Annotated in this window: 18 protein-coding genes and 1 tRNA gene; 15 read left to right on the top strand and 4 right to left on the bottom strand. The window is 68.2% G+C overall.

Going from position 1 to position 18,929, the window contains the following annotated elements; all coding sequences use genetic code 11:
• The first annotated feature begins 121 nt into the window (after positions 1-121).
• On the top strand, positions 122-1,327 hold the full coding sequence (locus KDB89_RS02960; protein WP_219083381.1) for an Nramp family divalent metal transporter: 1,206 nt from the start codon (positions 122-124) through the stop codon (positions 1,325-1,327).
• Positions 1,328-1,360: 33 nt separating this feature from the next.
• On the opposite strand, the gene KDB89_RS02955 is transcribed toward KDB89_RS02960, so the two are convergent.
• Positions 1,361-2,335, bottom strand: coding sequence for a ribose-phosphate diphosphokinase (locus KDB89_RS02955; protein ID WP_219083379.1), 975 nt, complete (start codon positions 2,333-2,335; stop codon positions 1,361-1,363).
• 6 nt (positions 2,336-2,341) lie between these two features.
• The gene (glmU, locus tag KDB89_RS02950; protein ID WP_255556145.1) at positions 2,342-3,817 is read right to left on the bottom strand and encodes a bifunctional UDP-N-acetylglucosamine diphosphorylase/glucosamine-1-phosphate N-acetyltransferase GlmU; all 1,476 of its coding nucleotides are present in this window, start codon (positions 3,815-3,817) and stop codon (positions 2,342-2,344) included.
• A 233-nt stretch (positions 3,818-4,050) separates the two neighbouring features.
• On the opposite strand from glmU, the gene KDB89_RS02945 reads away from it, so the two are divergent.
• The 13 genes from KDB89_RS02945 to KDB89_RS02885 all read left to right on the top strand — a co-directional run bounded on the left by KDB89_RS02945 (position 4,051) and on the right by KDB89_RS02885 (position 17,783).
• The gene (locus KDB89_RS02945) at positions 4,051-5,445 is read left to right on the top strand and encodes a branched-chain amino acid ABC transporter permease (RefSeq protein ID WP_219083377.1); all 1,395 of its coding nucleotides are present in this window, start codon (positions 4,051-4,053) and stop codon (positions 5,443-5,445) included.
• 10 nt (positions 5,446-5,455) lie between these two features.
• On the top strand, positions 5,456-6,442 hold the full coding sequence (locus KDB89_RS02940) for a branched-chain amino acid ABC transporter permease (protein ID WP_219083376.1): 987 nt from the start codon (positions 5,456-5,458) through the stop codon (positions 6,440-6,442).
• The gene (locus tag KDB89_RS02935) at positions 6,432-7,400 is read left to right on the top strand and encodes an ABC transporter ATP-binding protein (RefSeq protein ID WP_219083374.1); all 969 of its coding nucleotides are present in this window, start codon (positions 6,432-6,434) and stop codon (positions 7,398-7,400) included. Before KDB89_RS02940 ends, KDB89_RS02935 begins: the two co-directional genes overlap by 11 nt.
• 7 nt (positions 7,401-7,407) lie before the next feature.
• Positions 7,408-8,226, top strand: a complete 819-nt coding sequence (locus tag KDB89_RS02930; protein ID WP_219083372.1) for an ABC transporter ATP-binding protein — start codon at positions 7,408-7,410, stop codon at positions 8,224-8,226.
• Positions 8,227-8,590: 364 nt separating this feature from the next.
• Positions 8,591-9,889 carry an ABC transporter substrate-binding protein gene (locus KDB89_RS02925; protein WP_219083370.1) on the top strand — a complete coding sequence of 433 codons (1,299 nt, stop codon included), beginning with the start codon at positions 8,591-8,593 and terminating at the stop codon, positions 9,887-9,889.
• Positions 9,890-10,093: 204 nt separating this feature from the next.
• Complete coding sequence (locus KDB89_RS02920; protein WP_219083368.1) at positions 10,094-11,167, top strand: NAD(P)H-dependent glycerol-3-phosphate dehydrogenase; 1,074 nt, start codon at positions 10,094-10,096, stop codon at positions 11,165-11,167.
• A gap of 53 nt (positions 11,168-11,220) precedes the next feature.
• Positions 11,221-13,110, top strand: a complete 1,890-nt coding sequence (locus KDB89_RS02915) for a BglG family transcription antiterminator (RefSeq protein WP_219083366.1) — start codon at positions 11,221-11,223, stop codon at positions 13,108-13,110.
• An 11-nt stretch (positions 13,111-13,121) separates the two neighbouring features.
• Positions 13,122-13,694 carry a transcriptional regulator GutM gene (locus tag KDB89_RS02910; protein WP_219083364.1) on the top strand — a complete coding sequence of 191 codons (573 nt, stop codon included), beginning with the start codon at positions 13,122-13,124 and terminating at the stop codon, positions 13,692-13,694.
• Between the two features lie 97 nt (positions 13,695-13,791).
• Positions 13,792-14,346, top strand: coding sequence for a PTS glucitol/sorbitol transporter subunit IIC (srlA, locus tag KDB89_RS02905; RefSeq protein ID WP_219084176.1), 555 nt, complete (start codon positions 13,792-13,794; stop codon positions 14,344-14,346).
• A complete protein-coding gene (gene srlE, locus KDB89_RS02900) occupies positions 14,339-15,379 on the top strand; it encodes a PTS glucitol/sorbitol transporter subunit IIB (protein ID WP_219083362.1) in 1,041 nt (346 codons plus the stop codon). The genes srlA and srlE overlap by 8 nt, the downstream gene beginning before the upstream one ends.
• 13 nt (positions 15,380-15,392) lie before the next feature.
• Positions 15,393-15,755 carry a PTS glucitol/sorbitol transporter subunit IIA gene (locus KDB89_RS02895; RefSeq protein WP_219083361.1) on the top strand — a complete coding sequence of 121 codons (363 nt, stop codon included), beginning with the start codon at positions 15,393-15,395 and terminating at the stop codon, positions 15,753-15,755.
• Between the two features lie 97 nt (positions 15,756-15,852).
• Positions 15,853-16,122 carry an HPr family phosphocarrier protein gene (locus tag KDB89_RS02890; protein WP_219083359.1) on the top strand — a complete coding sequence of 90 codons (270 nt, stop codon included), beginning with the start codon at positions 15,853-15,855 and terminating at the stop codon, positions 16,120-16,122.
• Entirely contained in the window at positions 16,119-17,783 is a 1,665-nt protein-coding gene (locus KDB89_RS02885) for a phosphoenolpyruvate--protein phosphotransferase (RefSeq protein WP_219083357.1), read from the top strand. The genes KDB89_RS02890 and KDB89_RS02885 overlap by 4 nt, the downstream gene beginning before the upstream one ends.
• 33 nt (positions 17,784-17,816) lie before the next feature.
• Here the strand turns inward: KDB89_RS02885 and KDB89_RS02880 are convergent, their stop codons facing one another.
• Positions 17,817-18,104: a hypothetical protein gene (locus KDB89_RS02880; RefSeq protein WP_219083355.1), complete on the bottom strand. Its 288-nt coding sequence runs from the start codon at positions 18,102-18,104 to the stop codon at positions 17,817-17,819.
• Between the two features lie 22 nt (positions 18,105-18,126).
• Here KDB89_RS02880 and KDB89_RS02875 point away from each other — a divergent pair, with 22 nt between their 5' ends.
• The gene (locus KDB89_RS02875; protein WP_219083353.1) at positions 18,127-18,585 is read left to right on the top strand and encodes a hypothetical protein; all 459 of its coding nucleotides are present in this window, start codon (positions 18,127-18,129) and stop codon (positions 18,583-18,585) included.
• 261 nt (positions 18,586-18,846) lie between these two features.
• On the opposite strand, the gene KDB89_RS02870 is transcribed toward KDB89_RS02875, so the two are convergent.
• A tRNA-Gln gene (locus KDB89_RS02870) sits at positions 18,847-18,928 on the bottom strand.
• Position 18,929 lies beyond the last annotated feature (1 nt).

Here is an 18,929-nt window from a genome sequence, read left to right as displayed (position 1 = left end):
GAATCGTCGTCGACTCTAGGAAGATGTCCGTCGCGGCGGATCGGCTCCTCGTCGCCGGTGCCGCCGTCGCGCTCAGACCGCAGGCCGACCTGACCCCGATACCTCTTGTAAGGTGCCGGGCATGCCCCGCCGGACAGCCGCACTGCTTGGACCCGCGTTCATCGCGGCGCTCGCCTACGTCGACCCCGGCAACGTGGCGGCGAACCTCAGCGCGGGCGCGGAGTTCGGCTACCTCCTCGTCTGGGCGCTCGTCCTCGCCTGCATCATGGCGATGCTCGTGCAGTACCTGTCGGCGAAGCTCGGGGTGGTCACCGGCGGCTCCCTGAGCTCGATCGTGCACGAGGACCTCGGCAGGCGACGCGGCGCGAAGGCGTGGCGGGCCCTGTACGCGGCCCAGGCGATCGGCGTCGCCATCGCGACGGACCTCGCCGAGATCGTCGGCGGCGCCATCGCCCTGAACCTGCTGTTCGGGCTGCCCCTGTGGGTGGGCGCACTCGTGGTCGGTCTCGTCGCGCTGCTGTCGCTGCAGTGGATGCGGGCCCGCGGCCAACGTGCCTTCGAGACGCTCATGATGGCCGTGCTGGCCATCATCGCCGTCGGTTTCCTGCTGAGCCTGGCCTGGGTGCCCCCGGACCCGAGGGAGATCGTCGGGGGCCTGCTCCCCCGCTTCGACGGCGCAGCCTCCATCCAGATCGCCGCCGCGATGCTCGGGGCCACCGTCATGCCGCACGCGATCTACCTGCACTCGCAGCTGGCCCGCGACAAGCACTCGAAGTCCGACGAGAAGGTCGGGCGCCTGCTGAAGGCACAGCGCCTGGACGTGCTGCTTGCGCTCACGATCGCCGGGGTCGTCAACGTGTCCATGCTGCTGTTCGCCGCCGCCGGCCTGCAGGGCGCGGGCGTGGACTCCATCGAGGCGGGCTACCACGAGATCCACTCGCTGGTGGGCCCGGTGCCCGCGACGATCTTCGCCATCGGGCTGCTCGTCTCGGGGGTCGGGTCCGCGATCGTCGGCACCGACGCCGGCGCGGGCATGATCCGCGATCTGGTGTCCCCGCGGATCACGCCGATGACCAGGCGGCTCTTCACGATGATCCCGGCCGTGGCGATCCTGGTGGCCGGCATGTCGCCGACTCAGGCTCTCGTCGACTCGCAGCTCGTGCTGAGCTTCGGCATCAGCTTCGCGTTGGTCCCGCTCGTGCTGGTCACCGGCTCGCGACGCGCGATGGGCGAGCACCGCAACCCCGGCTGGCTGTCGGCCCTCGCCTGGCTGGTGGTGGCCACCGTGGTGGCGCTGAACGTCGCGGTGCTGGTGACCGCCTTCTGACGGTCGCCCCGCGACGCTCAGCGTCGGGTCACGTCAGGCGTTTCCGCCGAACAGCGAGGTGACGGAGCCGTCGACGAAGACGGCGTCGATGGCCTTGGCGATCAGCGGCGCGATCGACAGCACCTTCAGGTTCTGGATGGGCTCGGGCGTGCGGATCGGCAGCGTGTTGGTGACGATGATCTCCTCCATGCCCGACGCGTTGAGTCGCTGGGCGGCAGGGCCGGAGAACACCGCGTGCGTCGCGGCGGCGATGACGCGCTTGGCGCCTCGCTCACGCAGCGCGTGCGCCGCCTGCGCGATGGTGCCGGCGGTGTCGATCATGTCGTCGACGAGGATGCAGGTCTTGCCGACGACGTCACCGACGACCTCGTGCACCGCCACGGTGTTGGCCTTGTTCGGATCGTGGCGCTTGTGGATGATGGCCAGCGGGCAGCTCAGCCGGTCGGTCCACATGTCCGCGAGCCGCACGCGTCCGGCGTCGGGCGAGACGATGCACACGTCGTCGCCGGCGTACTTCTCGCCGACGTAGTCCGCGAGGACGGGCAGTCCCCAGAGGTGGTCGACAGGCCCGTCGAAGAAGCCCTGGATCTGCGCGGCGTGCAGGTCGACGGACATGATGCGGTCCGCGCCGGCGGCCTTGTACAGGTCCGCGACGAGGCGGGCGGAGATGGGCTCACGCCCGAGGTGCTTCTTGTCCTGGCGCGCATAGGGGTAGAACGGAGCGACGACCGTGATGCGCTTGGCGGATGCGCGCTTGAGGGCGTCCACCATGATGAGCTGCTCCATGACCCACTCGTTCACCGGAGCGGTGTGCGACTGGATGACGAAGGCGTCGCACCCGCGCACCGACTCCTCGAAGCGGACGTAGATCTCAGAGTTCGCATAGGTCAGCGCGCGCGTCGGCACCAGAGTGGTGTCCATCAGCTGCGCCACCTCCTGCGCCAGATCCGGGTATGCGCGCCCGCTGAAAAGCATCAGGTGCTTGTCGTTCTTGGCGATGTGGGACATGGGTCGTCAGGCCTTCTTCTCTCGCGACTCGGTGACTGCAGGATGGACGGTGCCGTCGCTCTGCGCGGCGGCATCGGCCCACTTGGAGCCCGGACGGCGCTCGGCCATCCAGTCCTCGACGTTGCGCTGTCGTCCCCTGGCGATGCCGAGGGCGCCGGGCGGCACGTCTTCAGTGACGGCCGATCCGGCTGCGATGAGCGCCCCAGCGCCGATGTCGACGGGGCTGACGATGACGGAGTTCGATCCGACGAACGCGTCCCTGCCGACATGCGATGTCGACTTGTGCGTGCCGTCGTAGTTGGCGAAGATCGTGCCGGCGCCGATGTTGACGCCCTCGTCGATGATCGCGTCGCCGCAGTAGGTCAGGTGAGGCACCTTGGCGCCGTCGCCGATGGTGGCGTTCTTCGTCTCGACGAATGCCCCGATCTTCCCGCCCTGGCCGAGGATGGTTCCGGGCCTGAGGTACGAGAAGGGCCCGACCTGGGCGCCAGCTCCGATCACGGCGAAGGACCCGTGCGTCCGGACGACCTCGGCGCCGGGGCCGACCTCCACGTCCATCAGGGTGGTGTCGGGGCCGATGTGGGCGCCCTCGCCGACGGTGGTCGCTCCCTGCAGGATGACGCCGGGGTACAGGATGACGTCGGGAGCGAGGTCCACGTCGACGTCGATCCAGGTGGTCGAAGGGTCGATCATCGTGACGCCGTCGAGCATCCACCGGTCGCGGATGCGGCGGTTCATCTCGCCGTTCATGCGTGCGAGCTGCACCCGGTCGTTGACGCCCTCTGTCTGCCAGACGTCGTCGATCAGGAGGGCCCCGACGCGCTGCATGCGCTCGTGGGCGAAGTGCAGGACGTCGGTGAGGTACAGCTCGGCCTGGGCATTGTCCGTCTTCAGCGAGGCCAGCCCCGCACGGAGGGTGTCGGCCGTGAACACGTAGATGCCGGAGTTGATCTCGTCGATCCTGCGCTGCTCGGCGGTCGCGTCCTTGTGCTCGACGATGCCGACGACGGCGTCACCGTCACGCAGCACTCGGCCGTAGCCGGTGGGATCCGGCACCCTGGCCGTCAGCACGGTCGCTGCATTCTCGTCGGCGCGGTGCACCGCGACCAGCTGGCGCAGCGTCTCCCCCGTCAGCATCGGGACGTCGCCGTAGGTCACGACGATGTCGCCGGTCAGTTCTGGGAGCACGGAGAGCCCACACTGCACGGCATGGCCGGTGCCGAGCTGCTCCTCCTGCACCGCCGTGGTGACAGCGGCCTGGTGCATGGCGAGGTGTTCCTCGACCTGCTCGCGAAGATGACCGACGACCACCACAAGGTGCTCGGGGTCGAGCGAGGCCGCCGCCGAGACGGCGTAGCTCAGCATCGGCCTGCCGGCGATCTCGTGGAGGAGTTTGGACGTGGACGATTTCATGCGGGTCCCGCCACCAGCGGCGAGAACCACAACGGCCGCGACTGGCGCGAGCTCGCTGTCGGTGGACAAGGCTTCTCCTTCGTGGCTTCCAGGTCAGTTGGCATCATACGGCGTCGCGGGGGTTGCGTTCTCCAACATGGGCCACTTCGCGCGGCCCCCCCTTGTCAACACCGGAACAGAACCGAGACGGGGACGTGACGCACATGAAATCCTGCCGTCACATTGACGCCCTAGCTTTCTGACCCATCCTCATCCGCGACAGCGCGATGAACCCGGCACATCTGAAGCTTGGGAGGTCCTCTATGGGACTGCCTACACGGTCGACGACCGGTCCAGCCGCACGCCCCCGACGCATCCTTGCGACGCTCGCCGCCCTCACGGGCATCCTGTGCCTGCTGCCGTTGTCGGCACACGCCGAGGTCACGGCTGTGACCGAGTGCGAACGCTCCTCCGAGCACGGCTGCGTCCAGGTCAACATCTTCGACGGCGACCGCGAGCCCGTCGCCGACGTGAAGGTGACGCTCGAGGGACCCGACGGATCCGTCGACGCGGTCTCCACCGCCGAGGGGCCCACCACGTTCCAGGTCGACACCGCCGACACCTACACCGTCACGCTCGACGGCGCCTCCATCCCGGCGGACTTCCCGTCGGCCGGCACCGATCTCGTCAAGGACCTCACCGTCCAGTTCGGCTCGACGGCGCGCGGCACCTTCGACCTGACAGAGGCCGCCGCGGCCCCGGTCCCCGACGGTGAGGCGTCGGCCTCGGCGTCCTCCGCGCCGGCAGCCCCGGCGCAGGAGGATGGATCCTCCGGCGTCTCGATGGACCGGGTCTGGCAGCAGCTGGCCTCGGGCCTCCGGTTCGGCCTGATGCTGGCGCTGGCGTCGGTCGGGGCGAGCCTCATCTACGGCACGACCAGGGTCTCCAACTTCGCGCACGGTGAGCAGGTCACCCTCGGGGCGGTGCTGAGCTACCTCCTGATCCAGGTCGGCCTCCCGCTGTGGGGAGCCGCCATCCTGGCGATCGGCATCTGCGCCGCGACGGGCTGGCTGCAGGATGCGGCGCTGTGGAAGCCGCTGAGGCGCCGCGGGACCCCGGTCACGCAGATCATGATCGTGACGATCGGTCTCTCGATCGCGCTGCAGTTCCTCATCCAGTTCATGGTCGGGACCGGCACCTTCCAGGTCGTCACGGGCAACCCGAGGACCGTCACCTTCGGGCCGATCACCATGACTCACGAGTCGCTGCTGGCGATGGGCATCTCGCTCGTCGTGCTGCTGGCGATCGGCTTCTTCCTGACGCGCACCCGGCTCGGCCGTGCGACCCGCGCCGTGTCCGACAACCCGGCGCTCGCGTCGGCCACCGGCATCAACACCAACTCGGTCATCCGGCTGGTCTGGACATTGGCCTGCGGGCTCGCCGGCCTCGCCGGGCTGATGTTCGCGCTGATGTTCGGCGCGGCCAACTGGAACATGGGGCTGCAGATGCTGCTGCTGATGTTCGCCGCGATCACGCTCGGCGGCCTCGGCACCGCCAACGGCGCGCTGGTCGGCTCGTTGATCATCGGGTTCGCCGTCGAGCTGTCCAGCCTCGTCATCCCCAGCGACCTGCGCTACGCGACGGCGCTGCTGATCCTCATCATCGTCCTCCTCGTGCGGCCCCAGGGCATCCTGGGACGCGCGGACCGCATCGGCTGAAAGGCTAGACATGGACTGGCTCCGCGTCCTCGCGCAGACCGCAGGCGAACTCATCGCCCCCACCACCGCCGCCTACGCGCTGGCGGCCATCGGACTCAACGTCCACTTCGGCTTCACCGGCCTCCTCAACATGGGCCAGGCGGGCTTCATGCTGTTGGGCGCCTACGGGTTCGCGATCGCCACCATCAACGGTGCCGCACTCTGGCAGGCGGTGCTCGTGGCGATGGCTGCCGGCGCGGCCTTCGCCCTGATCCTGGGGATCCCGACCCTGAAGCTGCGCGGCGACTACCTGGCCATCGTGACGATCTCCGCCGCCGAGATCATCCGCATGGTCGGACGCTCCACCGTGCTGGACACCTACACGGGCGGGTCGTCGGGCCTGACGGGCAACTCCTTCAAGGGCACCTTCCAGGCGCTCTCACCGCTGCCGGACGGCACCACCACCATCGGCCCGTGGACCTACGCCAACAACGGCTCCGACTCGTGGTGGCTGCGCATCGTCGCCTGGCTGCTCGTGTTGGCGGCGCTGCTGCTGGTCTGGCTGCTGACCCGCAGCCCCTGGGGGCGCGTGCTCAGGGGCATCCGCGAGGATGAGGACGCCGTCCGCGCCCTCGGCAAGAACGTCTTCGCCTACAAGATGCAGTCGCTCGTGCTGGGCGGCGTGATGGGAGCACTGGCCGGCGTCCTGTTCGTGCTGCCCCGTGCCGTGCAGCCCGACGGTCTCGGCCGCACGACCACCTTCTGGGTGTGGACCGTCCTGCTCCTCGGCGGCGCCGCCACGGTCTTCGGCCCGGTGATCGGCTCGATGCTGTTCTTCGCCGCCTACATGCTGGTCCGCTCGGGCATGCGCGCCGCGGTGCCCGACACCATCCTCTCCTCGACGCAGATCGAACAGATCGGCGGCCTCCTGGTCGGCGTCGTGCTGATGTGCCTCGTGATCTTCAGACCCCAGGGAATCTTCGGAAACAAGAAGGAGCTGGCCTTCGATGCCAACTGACCTGCCCTCCCGCGCCGATCTCGACCTGAGCATCGACCTGCCCGACGATGCGGTGGCACACGCCCTCCAGTTCGTCGAGCCCGTGGTCGGCGCCGCAAAGCCCCTGCCGATCCTGACCGCCCGCAACGTCACCCGTTCCTTCGGGGGCATCAAGGCCGTCGACGTCGAGCACGTCGAGTTCCAGAAGGGTGCCATCACCGCTCTCATCGGACCCAACGGCGCCGGCAAGACGACGTTCTTCAACCTGCTGACCGGCTTCGACAAGGCCGACTCCGGCGAGTGGACGTTCGACCGGAGCGTCTCGCTGACCAACAAGTCGGCCGCCTACGTGGCCCGCAAGGGGGTCGTTCGGACCTTCCAGCTCACCAAGGCGCTGTCCCGCCTGACGGTGCTGGACAACATGCTGCTCGCCGCCACCGGCCAGACCGGGGAGCGGTTCCTACCCTCGCTCATCAAGCCGCTGTGGCGCGGCCAGGAGAAGGCGAACACGGAGCGGGCGCTGGAGATCCTGTCCCGCTTCAAGCTCGACGCCAAGGCAGCAGACTTCGCAGGCAGCCTGTCGGGCGGACAGCGGAAGCTGCTCGAGATGGCCCGCGCCCTCATGACCGACCCGCAGGTCATCATGCTCGACGAGCCGATGGCCGGCGTGAACCCCGCACTGGTGCAGTCGCTGCTCGGCCACATCCAGGCCCTGCGCGACGAGGGCATGACGGTGGTCTTCGTCGAGCACGACATGCATGCCGTGCGCCACATCTCCGAATGGGTGGTCGTGATGGCCGAGGGCCGTGTCGTGGCCGAGGGCCCACCCGAGAACATCATGGAGAACCAGGCCGTCGTCGACGCGTACCTCGGCGCGCGTCACGACGTCGACCTGGGCGACGACTCGCTGATCGACCCCGATCAGCTCGCGAAATTGATGGAAGTGCGCCAGCGCGACCTGGCAGAGCAGAAGCGGTAGGAGCACCATGACCACCTCCACGGAGTCCACCACGGCGGGGGCGACGAGCGCGTCTGCCCCGATCCTCGTGGCCGACAACCTCGTCGCCGGCTACCTGCCGGGCGTGAACATCCTCAACGGCTGCACCCTGACGGTCGGCGACGGCGAGCTTGTCGGCATCATCGGCCCCAACGGCGCCGGAAAGTCCACGCTGCTGAAGGCGCTCTTCGGGCTCGTGAACGTCCGCTCCGGGATGGTGACTCTCGAGGGCGACGACATCACCAACAAGCGGGCAAACACCCTGGTGGCCCGCGGCGTCGGCTTCGTGCCGCAGACCAACAACGTGTTCCCCTCGCTCACGATCGAGGAGAACATGCGGATGGGCGTGTACCTCAAGCCGAAGCTGTTCGACGAGCGCTGGGAGTACGTCACCGACATCTTCCCCAAGCTGGGCGCCCGCCGGTCGCAGCGCGCCGGGCAGCTGTCCGGCGGTGAGCGGCAGATGGTCGCCATGGGAAGGGCCCTCATGATGCGCCCGTCCGTGCTCCTGCTGGACGAGCCGTCCGCCGGCCTGTCCCCCGCGCTGCAGGACGAGGCATTCATCCGGACACGGATGATCAACAAGACCGGCGTGTCGGTGATCATGGTCGAGCAGAATGCCCGCCGCTGCCTGCAGATCTGCGACCGCGGATATGTGCTCGACCAGGGTCGAGACGCCTACGTCGGACCCGGCCGGGAACTCTTGAACGACCCGAAAGTCATCAGCCTCTATCTCGGGACCCTCGCGGCGGACGTGGACTCCGCGGCCGAGGAGAGAAAGTCGAAAGAGACTGACCACATCGCCTGACCATTTCACCATCTCTTTACAGGGGGCATCCGCAGGGGCGACACCTTCACAATTCGCGATTCATCGCCGACCCGCCGCGCATTTCGCGCAGCGGGTCGGCACTTCGCCATGTGGCCTCTGACCTGCGGTGACATGCCATGAAATCCCGGCTTCCCGGACCCGTCCACGGTTTTGCAGCACCCGGCCATACGCCTTGAGTGGACGTTCCAGCCGTGACCAAAAAGAGATTATTCTGATACAGCCTTGAAACAGAACGGCCACCAGACGAAACGCTCGACCTTTAGCGTTCCCTGCAAGACGCGCACAGCGCAGTTCTTCCACTGACGGCCGACCGGCCCCGGAATCCAACTCGGAGGAAACTCACATGAGCCGACATTTCACGATGAAGGCGGGCCTCGCACTTCTCGCGGCCTCTGCCATCTCACTGTCCGCCTGCAGCTCGACCACGCCCACCACCACGACCTCCGCGGGAACGACCACCTCGTCGTCCGCCGCCGCCTCGGCCGAGCCGCTGACCGTCGGCACCCTGTTGCCGATCACCGGCACCCTGGCGTTCCTCGGCCCGCCCGAGATCTCAGGCGTCGGCCTGGCGATCGACGAGATCAACGAGGCCGGCGGCGTGCTCGGCAATGACGTCGCAGACGTGTCGGCCGACTCGGGCGACTCGACGGACATGAACGTGTCGACGCAGGGCGCCACCGAGCTCATCAACGGCGGAGCGGACGTCGTCATCGGCGCTGCCTCCTCCAGCGTCTCCCTCAACGTGGTCGACCAGATCACCGAGGCCGGCATCATGATGATCTCCCCGGCCAACACCTCCACCACGCTGTCGGGCTACAGCCCGCTCTACTCCCGCACCGCTCCGCCGGACACCGTCCAGGGCGCCGCGTTGGGCTCGGCCGTCCTCGACTCGGGCTACTCGAAGGTCGCGGTCATCGTGCAGAACGAGGACTACGGAACCGGCCTGCGTGACAACGTCCAGAAGGCCGTCGAGGACGGCGGCGGCGAGGTCGTCTACGGCGCCTCCGGCGGCGGCCAGGAGTTCGCGCCCGGCGAGTCCAACTTCAGTTCGATCGTCACCGAGGCACTCGCCACCAAGCCCGACACCATCGTGATCGTCGCCTTCGAGGAGACCGTCGCGATCGTCAAGGCCCTCCTGGCCGCCGGCTGGGACACCACCAACCTCTTCCTGTGCGACGGCAACACCGCCGACTACTCGAAGGACTTCGACGCCGGCACGCTCGAGGGCGCGCAGGGCACCATCCCCGGCGCCCAGGCCTCTGACGACTTCAAGGCGAAGCTGTCCGACTGGTACAAGGAGTCGGAGGGTGAGGAGCTGACGGACTACTCGTACGGCCCCGAGGCCTACGACGCGACGATCCTCGCCGCGCTCGCCGCGGTCCGCGGTGGCGCCACCGACGGGCAGACCATCTCCGACAACCTGCAGGCCGTCTCCGGTTCCGAGTCCGGTGCGGTCGAGGTCAGCACCTACGCCGACGGCGTGGCTGCTCTGGCCGAGGGCAAGGAGATCGCCTACAAGGGCATCGCGGGCATCGGCGCGATCAACGACAAGAACGACCCGTCGTCCGCGTACATCGGTGTCTACAGCTACGACGGTGACAACAAGCCCGTCTTCGACCATGCGGTCGAGGGCAAGGCCTGATCCACCCGGCAGCGCGAAGGCCGGGTCGCCCCTCGAAGGGGCGGCCCGGCCTTCGCGCTGCGTGGAGATAGGTCGCCGCGCCGTCGGCAGGTGGCAACGGTCCGGCTCTTTCCGTGCTGTTTTCCGGAGGATGGCTCAGTAATGTCATCGACGTCCCCACCGTCGGGGCTCAGCGCAACGGCTGCGCACTCTGGAAGGAATCTCATGTCCTCAATCGTCGTTCTCGGGGCAGGCATCATGGCCACGGCCCTCGCCACCCCTCTGTCCGACAACGGTCACCAGGTCCGGCTGGTCGGCACCCACCTCGACCGGGACATCATCGACTCGATCAAGCAGACCGGGATCCACCCCAACCTCGGTCTGCGCGTCCCTGAGGGGACGACCGCCTACCAGCTCGAGGAGGCGGAGGAGGCCTTCGCCGACGCCGAACTGGTCATGAGCGGCGTCAACTCGTTCGGCGTCCGTTGGGCGGGCGACCGGCTCGCGGAGCTGCTGCGGCCCGGGATGCACGTGATCTCGCTCGCCAAGGGCATGGAGTCCGACGATGAGGGCAACCTCACGATCCTCCCCCGCGTGCTGGCCGGGCAGATCCCTGCCGAGCTGCGCGAGCAGCTCACCTTCTCGGCGATCGCCGGCCCCTCGATCGCCGGCGAGGTGGCGGTACGTCGCCACACCAGCGTCGTCTTCACCGGTGAGGACTCCTCGGTGATCGAGATGTGGCGCGGCCTCTTCGCGACCTCCGCCTACCACGTCTGGACGAACACCGACTTCGTGGGCGTGGAGGTCTGCGCCGCCACCAAGAACTGCTACGCCTTCGGCGCCGGCTTCATGTCCGGCGTGCTCGACGCCATGGGCGAGGCCGCGGGGGACCGTTACGTCAACTACAACTACGGCGCCGCCCTGTTCGGCCAGGCGTCCATCGAGATGATCGACTTCATGCGCCTGCTGGGCGGCGAGCCGACCACGCCCATCGGCCTGCCCGGCATCGGCGACTGCTTCGTGACCTCCATGGGTGGGCGCAACGTGAAGTGCGGGCGCCTGGTGGGCTCCGGCCTCACGTTCAGCGAGGCCCGCGACCAGATGCCCGGCGTCACGCTCGAGGGGGCGGCGGCCATCAAGGTGATCGGCGGCGCGCTCGGCCCGCTCACAGAGCGCGGCCTCATCACGCCTGCTCAGTTCCCGCTGCTGCGACACCTGTACGAGGTGGTGGGCCTTGACCAGGGCGTCGACGTGCCCTGGGACTCCTTCTTCGGCAGCAACGGCTCCGGCGTCCTCTGAGTCTCTCGACTCCCCCACATCCGACACTGGTGACCAGGAAGGCAGGTGACGAAGTGCGACGGTCTGCACACATTCTGACTGAACTCGAAGCGGCGCGCTCCGTCGCCGCCGAGGATCTGGCACGCACCCTCGGCGTCTCCCGGCGCACGTTGGCCAGCGAGCTCATCACCCTCCAGGCTGCCGTGTCGCCCGCAGCCACCGTCACGCTGGTCGACGGCCGCTACCGGCTTCTCGTCGCGGACCCTGCGGGGTACCGGGCGGCCCGCCGACAGCTGATGGCCGCGGACGTCTCGTTCAACGACCCGGGGGCCCGTGCGTCGTTCATCGTCGGGCGCCTCTTCACGTCGCTGGTCCCCGTGCGGATCGACGAACTGGCGACCGCGATGTCGGTGGGAAGGACGACGGTCGTCGCCGACCTGACACGGCTCCGGAGCCTGCTGAAGGAGTCAGACCTCGAGATCGAGGGTCGCACCAACGTGGGCCTCGTCCTGGAGGGCCCTGAACTCCTGCAGCGGCTCCACGTGCTGCGGTACCACTTCGCGGCCACGTTCCCGGACGAGGAGCAGCTCCGGGCGGTCCGAGCCCTGGCAACCGACGTGGCCAGCCAGGCCGGGCTCAGCTCTTCGAAGGCCTTCGAGCTGGCGAGGTGGGGAGTTGTGGCCCTCAACAGGGCCCGCCTCGGGTGCCGGCTCGAAGCCCTCCCCGACACCTACCGCAGCGTGGAGGGGACCCCCGCCCACGACTTCGCCCAGCGGTTCGCCGCGGCCATCGCCTCCCGGTTCGATGTCCACCTCGGGCGCGGTGACGTCGGTTTCCTGGCCCTCCCCGTGATCGGCATGCGGGCTCCGGACGACGTCACCGTCGCGGAGCGCTATGCGCACTCCGATGTCGCCGGGCTCGTCGAGGAGATCCTGGCTGCCGTCGACGCCGAGATGGCGATCAACCTGGAGGGCAGCGCCTTTCTCGGCGAGTTCGCCCGACACGTCTCCTTCATGGTCAACCGGATGCGGTACCGCATCTGGGTCGACGACTCGGCCATGGGCGACATCAGCCACGAGTACCCGGTCGCCTACCGGATGGCCACCGTGGCCTCCCGCGTGATCAGTGAGCGGATGGGGCTTCCCGTCGAGTCGGCCGAGGTCGGATACCTCGCCACCTACTTCCAGGTGTTCCTGGCCTCCCGCGACGCCGCCGAGGCACAGCCGTTGCGGGTGACCGTGGTGGCCGGCGCCGGCCGGATCGCCGCGGAACTCGTGCGGCTGCAGATCGCGAAGATCCTGCCGGACTCGGCACGCATCCAGGTCCTCACCCCCGCGGAGGCCTCGCCCGCCGCCCTGTCCGACGCCGACCTTGTGGTCGCCACCGACGGCTCGGCCGTCGACTGCGCCGCCCCTGTCATCCACGTGACGCACGTCCTCGACAGGCTCGCGCTCGAGACCCAGATCCGCAAGGTCCGCCTCCGGCTACCCATCACGCCCGGCGACTCCAAGGGGTCGGTGCTGGCGGGGGCCCTGGACTCGCGCCACTTCTTCGCGCTCCCACCCGGCACGTCGTTCGCGGAGGGCATCGAGTACATGTCCCGGCAGCTGGAGGCGCGGCATCTCGCGGAGCCCGGCTTCAGCGACCGCATCGTCGCAAGGGGCGCGGAGAGGCGCATGCAGCTCGACGAGTGGGTCGGCTTCCCCCACATCACCTTGGAGAGCACCGCAGACGTTCTGCTTGCAGTCGGCGTCGTGCCGAGCGAACTGGACGAACCCGGCATCCGGATCATCGTGATGCTCGGCGTCCCCGCCGTCGTGGGGCGCAGCGACGACATCCTCGTCGCGGTCTACGACGAGGTCCTGCGGCTCGGCGGACGCCACGACCTGATCGACCAACTGTGCCGCGTCACCACGTATGAGGAGTTCTTCTACGTGATGGAAACCAACCCCCTCGGACACTGAGGAGAACAACGATGTTCTGGATATTCATCATCGCGATCGGCATCGCCTGGGTCGCCCAGTCCTTCCTGAGCTTCAGGCAGACGCAGGCGTTCTCGCAGCTGTTCATCGCGCTGCGCCGTCGTGGCCGCGTCGCCATGGGCAAGTTCCGGGGCGGACTCGTCGCGGGCTCGATCGTGTTGTTCCTGCTCGACGACGACGACCGCATCGTCGAGGCCCACCGGCTCGGCGGCGTGACGGTACTTGCGCGTTTCAAGGCGCTGGCGGGATTCGACGGCGAGCACATGGGCAGCATCGACCCGGCCCGCGTGCGGGCTCTCGGCAAGCCGACTCTCCGGGCAGTCGCCAACGCCGTGGACAACTTCCGCATCATCACGGCGGGCGGTCGGGCCCCTGAGCCCCCCACCGCCCTCGCCCGCCTCCTCGACAGGCTCCCCGGCGTCAACCGGAAGCCGAAGACGATGGCGGACCCGCTGGCCGCCATCAGCCGACGAGCCACCCCACCAGCCCCCCTCCCCGCCACCGCACCGACCACGGTGGTGAGCGCACAGCCATCGCGGTGGCGGCGGAGGGTCACCACCACCTGACGGGCACCGTTGCCCGTCCTTCTCCGGCCATCCGGCCGCCACCCTGGGGCGACCATGCCCTGAAACAACCCACACGAAAGGAGCTGAGGTGCAGACAATCCTTGACTTTCTCGTCCATGCGGCCGAGTGGTTCATCGGACTCTTCCAGGAAGGAGCGGACGTTTTCCTCTCCTGGATGAGCGGCATCGTGCCGCTGGTCCTCATGCTGCTCATCGCCATGAACGCGCTGATCGCGCTCATCGGCGAGGACCGCATCAACCGATTCGCCGCCAAGGCGGGCAAGAACATCTTCAGCCGCTACATGCTGCTGCCGTTCATCGGCTCGTTCTTCCTCACCAACCCCGCCTGCTTCACCCTCGGGCGGTTCCTGCCCGAGGCCTACAAGCCCGGCTACTACGCGTCGGTGGCGCAGATGCTGCACACCAACAACGGCCTCTTCCCCCACAACAACCCCGGCGAGCTGTTCGTCTGGATGGGCATCGCCCAGGGCATCATCACCCTCGGCCTGCCCACCGGAGACCTCGCCATCCGATACCTGCTGCTCGGCCTCGTTCTGAACTTCCTCGGAGGCTGGGTCACCGACTTCACCACGCAGTTCGTGGCGAAGCAGCAGGGAGTCGTCCTCTCCAAGGAGGTCCACGCTCATGCCTGAGTACCACGCCATCACCATCTCCCGCGGCCCCGGCGGCTACGGCGGCCCGCTGACCGTCACCCCCGACGAGAAGCGCAACAAGATCGTCTACATCGTCGGCGGCGGCCAGAAGCCCGACGTCGTGGACCGCATCGCCGAGCTCTCCGGCGCTATCCCGGTCAACGGCTTCAACACCCGGGTGCCCGACGACGAGCACTTCCTCGCGGTCATCGACTGCGGCGGCTCGCTCCGCTGTGGCCTGTACCCCAAGAAGGGCATCCCGACCGTCAACGTCGTCCCCACCGGCAAGACGGGCCCGCTGGCCCAGTACATCCACGAGGGAATCTACGTGTCCGCCGTCGACACCGCCCAGGTGGCAATCGCCGACGAGGCAGCCACCGCCGCTGTCGCCGTCGCCGCACGCGCCAACGAGGCGGGGGCGGACGTCAACCCGTCCGGTTCGGCGCCGTCGCCGGATCGGCCCATGAAGCTCACCGAGCAGATGGCGCAGAAGCGCAAGAAGAACCTCCTGGAGAAGATCGGACTCGGCGCGGGCAAGGTCATCGCGGTCTTCTACCAGGCGGGCCGCAACGCCGTCCAGATGATGCTGAACACGATCCTGCCCTTCATGGGATTCGTCGCGATGCTCATCGGGATCATCCAGGCGTCCGGCCTCGGCAACTGGGTGTCGAACCTCCTCACCCCGCTCGCGGGCACCGGCTGGGGCCTGATGATCCTCGGGTTCATCTGCTCGCTGCCCTTCCTGTCACCGCTGCTGGGGCCCGGTGCCGTCATCGCCCAGATCATCGGCACCCTGATCGGCGTGGAGATCGGGAAGGGGGAGATTCCCCCACAGCTCGCGCTGCCGGCCCTGTTCGCCATCAATACCCAGAACGCCTGCGACTTCATCCCCGTCGGCATGGGTCTCGCGGAAGCCGAACCGGAGACCATCGAGGTGGGCGTCCCCGCCGTCCTCTACTCCCGCTTCCTGAACGGCGTGCCCCGCGTGGCCATCGCGTGGGTCGCAAGCATCGGCCTGTACGCAGGCTCGTAGAAAGGAAAACCCCATGGCATACGCCACAACTGTCGTCGCACTGGGCGAGGAAGCAGAGACCTTCCTCGCCGAGGACATGGCCATCACCTTCTCGGGCGAAGCCCCGGAGGGCCTGCGCCCCTACTGCTTCCTCATCGCGCCCGCCGAACTCGACGGCTCGCTGGCAGCAGGCCAGGAGGTCCTGATCGGTGAGCAGATCTGGACCATCACCGCGATCGGCGAGGTCGCCGAGAAGAACCTGGCGTCGCTGGGGCACGTCACCCTCGTCTTCGACGGCGGACCCGAACCCCGTATGCCGGGGGCCATCCACCTGGGAGGGCTCGACGAGAAGCCCGCCCTCACCCTTGGCGCAAGCCTCATCTTCGCGTGCGCCTAGCACGCCGAAGGGTGGCCCGGCGGCGAAACGCACCTCCGCCGGGCCACCTCGCAGGCGCCTGTCGCCTCATCACCCCACAACCACAAGGACGTGAAGAATGATCACCCGCACCGCGACCATCGCCTCCTCGGTGGGCCTGCATGCCCGCCCCGCCAACCTCTTCGTGCAGGAGGTGGCCAGGCTCGGAGTCCCCGTCATGATCCACACCGGCGGGAAGAAGCCCGTCGACGCACGCAGCATGCTGGGGGTCATGACGTTGGGTGCGAAACACGGCGACATCGTCACGCTCACCAGCGAGGATGCGGGGGCCACCGAAGCCCTCGAGTCCCTCGCCGCGTTCCTCGAGATCGACCACGACGCAGCATGAGTCTCCACGGCATCGGCGTCAGCCCCGGGGCCGCACATGGCCCCGCTGTACTTGTCCATACGACCCTGATCTCCCCGCCCGGGGCACGCACCTCCGATCCGGAGGGGTCCCTGCAACAGGTCGTCGATGCGCTGGAGGCCGTCGCCCTGGAGCTGGAGTCCCGACTGGCGACGGCACCCGAGGCCGTGCGGCCGGTGCTCGAGGCCACCGCCATGATGGCGCGTGACCCGGGGCTCGTCTCAGGGGCGGAGATCCACGTCGCCGACGGCCATGGCCCGGTCGATGCGCTGCACCTGGCGATCGAGGAGTACTGCGGGATGCTGGCCTCCCTGGGCGACAGCTATCTGGCTGAGCGACAGAGCGACCTGCGCGACATCTTCCAGCGAGCGGCGGCCGCGATGCTCGGGCTGCCGGTTCCCGGCATCCCGTCCCTGCGCGTCCCGTCGGTCATCATCGCGCACGACCTTTCCCCCGCCGACACCGCCACGCTGGCGCGTGACCTGGTGCTCGGCATCATCACAGAGGCCGGCGGCCCGACCTCCCACACCGCCATCATCGCCGCCCAGCTCGGGATCCCCGCCGTCGTGCAGGCCGCGGGCGTGCTGTCGGCGGCACCCGGGCGGGTCGGGCTGGACGGCAGCAGCGGCCTGGTCATCACAGACCCGACACCCGAGGCCGCCGAGTCCCTCGTGGCCCGTGACAGGGCCCGCATCGAGCTGCAGGCAGACGGGGTCGGCCCCGGCACCACCAGCGACGGGCACCGGGTCCAGGTGCTGGCCAACATCGGCACCCTCGACGATGCGCTCCTGGCGGCCCGCGCCGACGTCGAGGGGGTCGGCCTGTTCCGCACCGAGTTCCTCTTCCCCGACCGCGAGCAGCCGCCGAGCGTCGCCGAGCAGACGGAGGCCTACACCCGGGTCTTCGACGCCTTCGCCGGACGCAAGGTTGTCGTGCGCACGCTGGATGCAGGCGCCGACAAACCGTTGGCCTTCGCCAACCTGGGCGAGGAGGCCAACCCGGCGCTCGGGGTCCGCGGTCTGCGGCTGCACCGCGAGCTGCGTCACCTCCTGGACGACCAGCTCGAGGCCCTCGCAGCAGCCCGGCGGTCCACGTCGGCCGACGTGTGGGTGATGGCGCCCATGGTCGCCACGCCCAGCGAGGCCTCGTGGTTCGCGGACCTCGGCCGGGCGGCCGGGCTGCCCACCGTGGGCACGATGATCGAGGTACCTGCAGCCGCCCTGCGGTCGGGGCAGGTGCTCGCGGACTGCGACTTCGCCTCCATCGGGACCAACGACCTGAGCCAGTACCTGTTTGCGGCGGACCGCATGGACGGGCGTCTCGCCCCTCTGCTCAGCGGTTGGCAGCCTGCGCTCTGGTCCACCATCCGAGCCTGCGTCGACGGCGCGGACGGCAAGCCTGTCGGGATCTGTGGCGAGATCGCCGGGGACCCGCTGCTTGCACTCGTGGCCACCGGGGCAGGCGTCTCCTCCCTCTCCATGGCAACGGCGAGAACCGGCCTGGTCAGGGCCGCCCTGCGCCGCCACGACCTCGCCACCTGCACCGCCATGCTGCAGGCCGTCCTGGAGTCGGCCTCGCCGGAGGAGGCACGCCACGCCGTCATGGCGCTGGTGGACAAGGACCTGGCAGCGGTGCTGGCCTGACACATCACATGGCTCCCCGGGTAGGAGCCATGACTAGACCGGCTCGTGCGTCTTCAGCCACTCATCGCGCAGGGCTTCGACCTGCTCCATCGTCGCGTGCATCGCGTCGATGCGGGCGTAGTCGATCATAGTGTCCCGCTTCTGGGTGCTGGTCCCTTGACGCGCAAGGTAGTGGAGTAGCGGCTGGGCGTGCTCGACACAGAGCATCATGACTGCGCGGACGGAGCCGGTCGACACGACATACTGGTCGACCTCGGTCGATGGGGAGGGTCGCTTCTCGTCCACGCAATCGTCGCAGACGGTGAGGGTTACGGTTGCCATGACAAGATGCTTTCATAGTGGCATGAAAGCTTCAAACAACAAGAAGGGGCCTGGTCGTTCCAAGATGCAGGATGTCGCCGAGTTTCGGCGTTGGCACTCCGAGGGACGCTCCTACAAGTGGATGCAGGCCGAGTACAAGCACAAGTACGGGCTCGATGTGACGACCGGCATGTTCGGCAACTGGGCCAATCGACTCAACCTGCCCAAGCGCTCGCTGGGCACCGCCGAGCTGCCCTGGCGGATTCGGCATGACCACCGCATGAAGACTGAGTCCGCAATGGCTTGGGCCTATGCCCGAGAGCAGGCCGGGATGCCCGTCCGTCTGGAGACGCTCGCCAGATATCAGGCGTGGAAGACGTACATCCAGAGTCACGGCTGGGTTCTGCACTACGACCCAAACACTGAGCAGGGCTTCTTTCTGGTCGACGCCCGACCTGGGATCGACAAGGGAGTCGTGCGAGAGCGTGTTGACGAGGACTGACCTACAATGCAAGAGACCCCCAGGAACGCAAGTTGCTCCTGGGTGTCTTTGTTGTTTCCTGCCACAACAGTGCGTCGGACATATCCCTCGCGCCCCATGTACTCGTTGAGCGTCATGCTCGGCCGGGCCACTCGGCGCCCTGCGCCCCGCTGGCTGGGGCTCAGGTGGGGCAATTGACCGCGAAAGATAGGGTCTGATGCCCATTCCCGGAGGGTGCTCCTACGCCTGACTGCGCCTGAAGGAGCGTTCAAGGCATGAAGATGGCTCCCCGGGTAGGAGTCGAACCTACTTCGCTTTTCCTGATTCAAAGTCAGGCGGGCCCTGCCGAAAGACCAACCGGGGAT

Source organism: Tessaracoccus palaemonis, assembly GCF_019316905.1.
GTDB classification, from domain to species: Bacteria; Actinomycetota; Actinomycetes; order Propionibacteriales; family Propionibacteriaceae; genus Arachnia; species Arachnia palaemonis.
The sequence above is the reverse complement of the archived record's forward strand: the minus strand, read 5'-3'. Positions and strand labels throughout refer to the sequence as shown.